The sequence below is a fragment of the Pseudomonas sp. B20 genome (genome assembly GCF_020515755.1).
GTDB classification, from domain to species: domain Bacteria; phylum Pseudomonadota; class Gammaproteobacteria; order Pseudomonadales; family Pseudomonadaceae; genus Aquipseudomonas; species Aquipseudomonas syringae.
This window is the reverse complement of the sequence record NZ_JAHPJG010000030.1, coordinates 54,337-61,565: the sequence shown is the minus strand read 5'-3', so window position 1 is coordinate 61,565 and position 7,229 is coordinate 54,337. Positions and strand designations below refer to the sequence as shown.

Genomic DNA, 7,229 nt, shown 5'->3' with positions numbered 1-7,229 from the left:
AGCGGCGGTTCAGTGATGACGCCTTCGCGAGCAAGCTCGCTCCCACGGGGTGGGAATGCCTTAGGTGAAGCTGCGCGTCTTACACCTGCAACGCGCCGCATGCGTATCCAAACGCCTTCACAATTCTTCACCCCCCACTCAATCCCTCTGCCACACTGTCTGCCTTATTACTGTGCGACCCTTGCACCGTTGGCTTCGGCTGGCACGATTTTGGTGCTGCGCCTGTCCAGGCGGGGAATGCCACTCTCGTTGGCGCACGACTTTGACCGGATGGCATAAGTCTTGCGCGGCTCAATTACCGTTCAGGCTCGCAGGAGGCACGCCGTGTCGATTCATATTGCCTTGCACCATGTCACGCACTATCGCTACGACCGCGCGGTCGAACTGGGTCCTCAGATCGTTCGCCTGCGCCCGGCCGCCCATAGCCGCACACGCGTGCTGTCGTATTCGCTGAAAGTCCTGCCTGAAAACCACTTCATCAACTGGCAGCAGGACCCTCAAGGCAATTACCTCGCGCGTCTGGTCTTTCCGGAAAAGACCGATGAATTCCGCGTCGAAGTCGATCTGGTCGCCGAGATGGCGGTGTTCAATCCGTTCGACTTCTTCCTCGAACCTTACGCCGAGAACATCCCGTTCACCTACGCCAGCGAAGAGCAGCGCGAGCTGGCGCCGTACCTCGAAAAACTGCCGCTGACCCCGAGGTTTCAGGCGTACCTGGACAGCATCAGCCGCCAGCCGATTCCGGCCATCGACTTTCTGGTCGGCCTCAACCAGCGCCTGAGCCAGGACGTCGCTTACCTGATCCGCATGGAACCGGGCGTTCAGACCCCGGAATTCACCCTGGAAAACGCATCGGGCTCGTGCCGTGACTCCGCGTGGCTGCTGGTGCAGCTGTTGCGTCATCTGGGCATGGCGGCGCGGTTCGTGTCGGGCTACCTCATTCAGCTCAAGGCCGATGTCGAGGCGCTCGACGGGCCGTCGGGTACGGATGTCGACTTCACCGACCTGCATGCGTGGTGCGAGGTCTATCTGCCGGGCGCGGGCTGGGTCGGGCTGGATGCCACTTCCGGTCTGTTCGCTGGCGAAGGACACATTCCTCTGGCGTGCAGCCCCGAGCCTTCCTCGGCAGCGCCGATCAGTGGTCTGGTCGAGCCGTGCGAAACCGACTTCAGCCACGAAATGTCTGTCGAGCGCATCTGGGAGGCGCCACGCGTCACCAAGCCTTACACCGAGGCGCAATGGCAGGACATTCAGGCGCTTGGCCGACAGATCGACGCCGATCTGCTGCGCGACGATGTGCGTCTGACCATGGGCGGCGAGCCGACCTTCGTGTCCATCGACGACCGTGATGGCGCTGAATGGAACACCGCTGCGCTGGGGCCGCGCAAGCGTGAGCTGTCCGCCGAGCTGTTCCAGCGCATGCGCGGGCATTACGCGCCGCTGGGCATCGTGCATTTCGGGCAAGGCAAATGGTATCCGGGTGAGCAGTTGCCGCGCTGGTCGCTGAACTGCTTCTGGCGCAAGGACGGCCAGCCGGTGTGGCGCAACAACGCGCTGATCGCCGATGAAACCCGCGACTACGGCGCTACCGGCGAACTGGCGGGGCGTTTTCTGGCCAGTGTTGCCGAGCGCCTGAAGCTGCCGGCGCGCTTCGTTTTCCCGGCTTACGAAGACAATTTCTACTACTTGTGGCGCGAAGGTGCGTTGCCGGTCAACGTCACGGCCGAAGATTCGCGACTCGGCGACGAGCTGGAGCGTGCCCGTCTGCGCAAGGTCTTTGCCCAGGGGCTGGACAAGATGATCGGTCAGGTCCTGCCGCTGGCTCGCAACGCGGACGGTGACAGCTGGCAGAGTGGCCGCTGGTACCTGCGTGACGAGCATTGCCGTCTGGTGCCGGGGGATTCTGCGCTGGGCTATCGATTGCCACTGGCGTCGCAGCCTTGGGTCAAGGCGGCGGAATACCCGTTCATTCACCCGACCGACCATAACCAGGACTTCCCCGAACTGGCCGATAGCGACTCGTTGACCTCAGCGCTCAAGTCCACAGACACGGACGCCGAGCGCGCGCCGAAGATCGATGAGTCGGCTGACTGGCTGACCCGCACGGCGTTGTGTGCCGAAGCGCGCGAAGGGCGGCTGTACCTGTTCATGCCGCCGCTGCAAAAGCTTGAGGAATACCTTGAACTGGTGGCCGTGATCGAAGCGACCGCCGAAGAGCTGCAGTGCCCGGTCCTGCTGGAAGGCTACGAGCCGCCAAGCGATCCGCGGCTGTGCAATTTCCGGATCACCCCGGACCCTGGCGTGATCGAGGTCAACGTGCAGCCTTCGGCGAGCTGGGACGAGCTGGTTGAGCGTACCGAGTTTCTCTATGAACAGGCGCGCCTCACGCGTCTGACCACCGAGAAGTTCATGATCGACGGCCGTCACACCGGCACCGGCGGGGGCAACCATTTCGTGCTGGGCGGCGCGACGCCGGCGGATTCGCCATTTCTGCGGCGTCCGGACCTGCTGCGCAGCCTGATCAGCTACTGGCACAACCATCCTTCGCTGTCGTACCTGTTTTCCGGCCTGTTCATCGGCCCGACGTCCCAGGCACCGCGCATCGACGAGGCGCGCAACGACTCGCTCTACGAGATGGAAATCGCTTTTGCACAGATGCCGAAGCCAGGCGAGGAGGTTGCGCCGTGGGTGGTGGACCGTCTGCTGCGTAACCTGCTGATCGACGTCACCGGCAATACCCACCGTGCCGAGTTCTGCATCGACAAGCTTTACTCGCCCGATGGCGCGACCGGACGTCTGGGGCTGCTGGAGCTGCGTGCGTTCGAGATGCCGCCGCATGCGCGCATGAGCCTGGCGCAGCAGTTGCTGCTGCGCGCGCTGGTGGCGCGCTTCTGGCGTGAACCCTACGCACCCGCGAAGCTGGCGCGCTGGGGCACGCAACTGCATGACCGCTTCATGCTGCCGCACTTCATCGAGCAGGATTTTGCCGATGTGGTCGCCGACCTCAACGCGGCGGGCTACCCGGTGCAGGCCGACTGGTTCTCTGCGCACCTGGAATTCCGCTTTCCGAAAGTGGGCGATTACGCCGTCAACGGTATCGAACTGGAACTGCGTCAGGCGCTGGAGCCCTGGCATGTGCTGGGTGAAGAGGGCTCGGCCGGCGGCGCGGTACGCTACGTCGATTCATCGCTGGAGCGTCTGCAAGTGCATGTCAGCGGGCTGCCGCCGCAGCGCTACGTGCTGACCTGTAACGGTGTGGCAGTGCCTCTGCAGCCGACCGGACGGGCCGGTGAGTTCGTTGCCGGAGTGCGTTATCGCGCCTGGCAGCCGGCCAACTGCCTGCAACCGACCATCGGCGTGCATGCGCCGCTGGTTTTCGATCTGCTCGACACCTGGATGCACCGCTCGCTGGGCGGCTGCGAGTATCATGTCGCCCATCCGGGCGGCCGTAACTACGAAACCTTGCCGGTCAACGCCAACGAAGCGGAAAGCCGTCGCCTGTCACGTTTCTTCCGCATCGGCCATACCCCCGGCAAACTGGACGTTCCGTCGCTCAACATTAACGACGAGCTGCCGATGACGCTGGATATGCGTCTGCATTAAAAAAACAGTGGCTCTGTGCGTCAGATGCACACGGACGTGACATCTGACTGCACTAATCTGAAGTCCTTACGTTGCCTGCCGAGCCTTCCATGCCCGACCTGCTTGACCACTACCCGCTGTCCGAGGGTACTTACCACGAAATGCTCGACGCCGACGGAGCCGTTCGCCCGCACTGGCGTCGTCTGTACGAGCACATGCGGCGCAGCAGCGCTGCGCAACTGATCCAGCGTCAAGCCCTGCTGACCCGGCAGATTCAGGAAAACGGTGTCACCTACAACGTGTATGCCGACCCCAAGGGCGCTGACCGCCCGTGGGAGCTGGACCTGTTGCCGCACATCATTGCAGCGGATGAATGGCAGCACGTGGCGGCAGGGATTGCCCAGCGTGCGCGGCTGCTCAACGCAGTGCTCGCGGACCTTTACGGCCCGCAGACGCTGATCGCCAATGGCCTGTTGCCCGCCGAACTGGTGTTTGGCCACAACAACTTTCTCTGGCCATGTCAGGGCGTGAAGCCCCCTGAAGACACGTTCCTGCACATGTACGCCGTCGACCTGGCGCGCACCCCGGACGGGCGCTGGTGGGTCACTGCCGACCGTACCCAGGCGCCTTCGGGTGCCGGTTATGCACTGGAAAACCGCCAAAGCGTCGCGCGCGCCCTGCCGGAAACCTATCGCGACCTGCAGGTCCGGCACCTGTCGGGTTTCTTCGACGCGTTGCAGCAAACACTGGCCCGTCAGGCGCCAACCAGCAACGAGGCGCCGCTGATCGTCCTGCTGACGCCGGGCCGTTTCAACGAAAGCTACTTCGAGCACTTGTACCTGGCGCGGCAACTGGGCTATCCGCTGGTCGAGGGTGGCGATCTGACGGTGCGCGATGCCACGGTCTACCTGAAAACCCTCAGCGGCTTGCGTCGGGTTCACGCCATCATGCGCCGTCTGGACGATGACTTCTGCGACCCTCTGGAATTGCGTACCGACTCTGCGCTGGGTGTGCCAGGGCTGCTTGAGGCGGTGCGTCAGGGCAATGTGCTGGTCGCCAACGCGTTGGGCAGTGGTGTGCTGGAGTCCCCGGGGCTATTGGGCTTTTTGCCGAAAATCAGTCAGTACCTGTTCGGCGAGGATCTGATCCTGCCCTCGGTGGCGACCTGGTGGTGCGGAGAGCCGCCGGTGCTGGCCCAGGCGCTGGAAAAACTGCCGGATCTGTTGATCAAGCCGGCGTTCCCCTCACAGCATTTCGCGCCGGTGTTCGGCCGTGATCTGAATGAGGAACAGCGCCTCGCACTTGCCCAGCGCATGCAGTCGCGGCCCTATGCCTATGTCGCTCAGGAACTGGCGCAATTGTCCCATGCTCCGGTGCTGCAGGCCGATGGCACCGGTTTGCAGCCGCGCGCCATCGGCATGCGGGTGTATGCAGTGGCCAGCCTTGATGGCTATCGTGTGCTGCCGGGCGGCCTGACCCGAGTGGCCGCCGAAGCCGACGCCGACGTGGTATCGATGCAGCGTGGCGGGGCGAGCAAAGACACCTGGGTGCTGGGCGAGCGCTCGCACCTCGGCGAACCGTGGAAGGGCCAGCGTAAGCTGGGTGTCTACGACTTAATCCGTCGCGACCCTTATCTGCCGTCACGGGTGGTGGAAAACCTGTTCTGGTTCGGACGTTACTGCGAGCGCTGTGACGACAGTGCGCGCCTGCTGCGCATCATGCTGACGCGCTACGTCGACGATGATGACCCTCTCGCGCTGCAAGCCGCCGTTGCGCTGGCCGAGAGCCTGGGCATGCTGCCCGAGGCGCAGGAGGGCGAAGAGCTTAAGGATCGCCTGCTTGTCGCGCTGATGGGCGACGAGTGGCCGTTCAGCCTTCGGGCCAATTTGCAGCGTCTGCAATGGGCCGCTTCGCAAGTGCGTGGCAAGTTATCCAAGGAAAACTGGCAGGCGCTGGTCGAGTTGCAGCGCGAAGCCTTGAGCCTGGAAAGCGAAGAGCCGGATTTTGGCGAGCTGCTGGATTTTCTCAACCGTCTGGTGATGTCGTTGGCGGCGCTGTCCGGTTTTGCGCTGGACGACATGACCCGCGATGAAGGCTGGAGCTTCCTGATGATCGGGCGACGGATCGAGCGCCTGAAATTTCTCAGCACCAGTCTGTCGGCGTTTTTGCGCGGGCTGGTGGTTTTCGAGCGGGCCGGGCTGGAGTGGTTGCTGGAGCTGGGCAACAGCAGCATCACCTATCGCTCGCGCTACATGGCGGTGCCGCATCTGATTCCGGTGCTGGACCTGTTGCTGCTCGACGAGCAGAACCCGCATGCGGTGCTGTTTCAGCTCAAGCTGGTGCAGCGCTCGTTGCGCCGCCTGAACGACGAGTTCGATGCGCCACGCGACAGCAGCCTGTCGGTGTTGGCGCAGCGTCTTGCGGCGTTCGATTTGGGCAGCCTGGAGAATCCTTTGTTTGGCCAGAGCAGTATCGATGCCGTGCTCGACGGGCTGGCGGACTTGCTGCAGAGCATTGGCGACAGCAGTGGCCTGGCGTCCGATCGCCTGGCGTTGCGCCATTTTGCCCACGTCGATGATGTCAGCCAACGCACGGTGTCTGTCTGATGAGCGCTTCCTACCAGATTTTCCATGACACGCATTACAAGTACGACAGCCCGGTTTCGCTGGCCCAGCAACTGGCGCACCTGTGGCCGCGCAGCAGTCCCTGGCAGCGTTGCACCGAGCAGGCGCTGGAGATTCTTCCTGAACCCACTACGCGTCGCGATGAGCTGGATGTGTTCGGCAACCCGCTGACCCGTCTGGCCTTCGAGCGTCCGCACGATGAGTTGCAGGTCAATGCGCGGTTGCGTATCGAGGTGATGGAGAAGCCGTTTCTGGACTTCAATCTGTCGCCGGAATGGGAAGTGACCCGCAGTGCGCTGACGTACAGCGCCAAGCCGATGACCGAGGACATTCTGGAGGCCTGCCGCTATCGCTTCGAATCTCCCTACGTTCACCTGAAGCGCTCGTTCGTCGAGTTCTCGCAGGTCTGTTTCCCGCCGGGCCGCCCGCTATTGCTGTGCGTACAAGCGTTGATGGAAAAGATTTTCGAGGAATTCACCTTCGATGAAGAGGCCACTCAGGTCGCTACGCCGCTGGTGGAGGTGCTGGAGCGGCGGCGGGGCGTGTGTCAGGACTTCGCCCATTTGATGCTGGCGTGTCTGCGCTCCCGTGGCCTGGCAGCGCGCTATGTGAGCGGCTATCTGCTCACCCAGCCGCCGCCGGGCCAGCCCCGGCTGATCGGTGCCGATGCCTCGCACGCCTGGGTCTCGGTATTCTGCCCGGCCTCTGGCTGGGTCGATTTTGACCCCACCAACAATGTGCAGCCTGCGCTGGAGCACATCAGCCTGGCCTGGGGGCGCGATTTCTCCGATGTCTCGCCGTTGCGTGGCGTGATTCTGGGCGGCGGCACGCATGATCCTGAGGTGCGGGTCACGGTGATGCCGGTCAGCGGCTAATTACCGGGTCCCGTGAATCGTTCTTCAAAAGGGCGCTCTCTCGCGAGCGTCCGCGGGACCATTTGACGCACGTTCTTGGAACCCCGGCCCTGATCGGGCACTCTCTTCTTACATCAGTTTTACGTTAATCAAGTCCTGCCCTGGAGAT

Annotated in this window: 3 protein-coding genes; all 3 read left to right on the top strand. The window is 63.1% G+C overall.

The window, feature by feature from the left end:
• Positions 1–324 precede the first annotated feature (324 nt).
• The 3 genes from LIX91_RS23945 (at position 325) to LIX91_RS23935 (ending at position 7,081) form a co-directional block, all read left to right on the top strand.
• Positions 325–3,603 (top strand): DUF2126 domain-containing protein, encoded by a 3,279-nt coding sequence (locus LIX91_RS23945; RefSeq protein ID WP_226489299.1) that lies wholly within the window; start codon positions 325–327, stop codon positions 3,601–3,603.
• Positions 3,604–3,692: 89 nt separating this feature from the next.
• On the top strand, positions 3,693–6,188 hold the full coding sequence (locus tag LIX91_RS23940) for a circularly permuted type 2 ATP-grasp protein (RefSeq protein ID WP_003414488.1): 2,496 nt from the start codon (positions 3,693–3,695) through the stop codon (positions 6,186–6,188).
• Entirely contained in the window at positions 6,188–7,081 is an 894-nt protein-coding gene (locus tag LIX91_RS23935) for a transglutaminase N-terminal domain-containing protein (RefSeq protein WP_046236082.1), read from the top strand. The genes LIX91_RS23940 and LIX91_RS23935 overlap by 1 nt, the downstream gene beginning before the upstream one ends.
• Positions 7,082–7,229 lie beyond the last annotated feature (148 nt).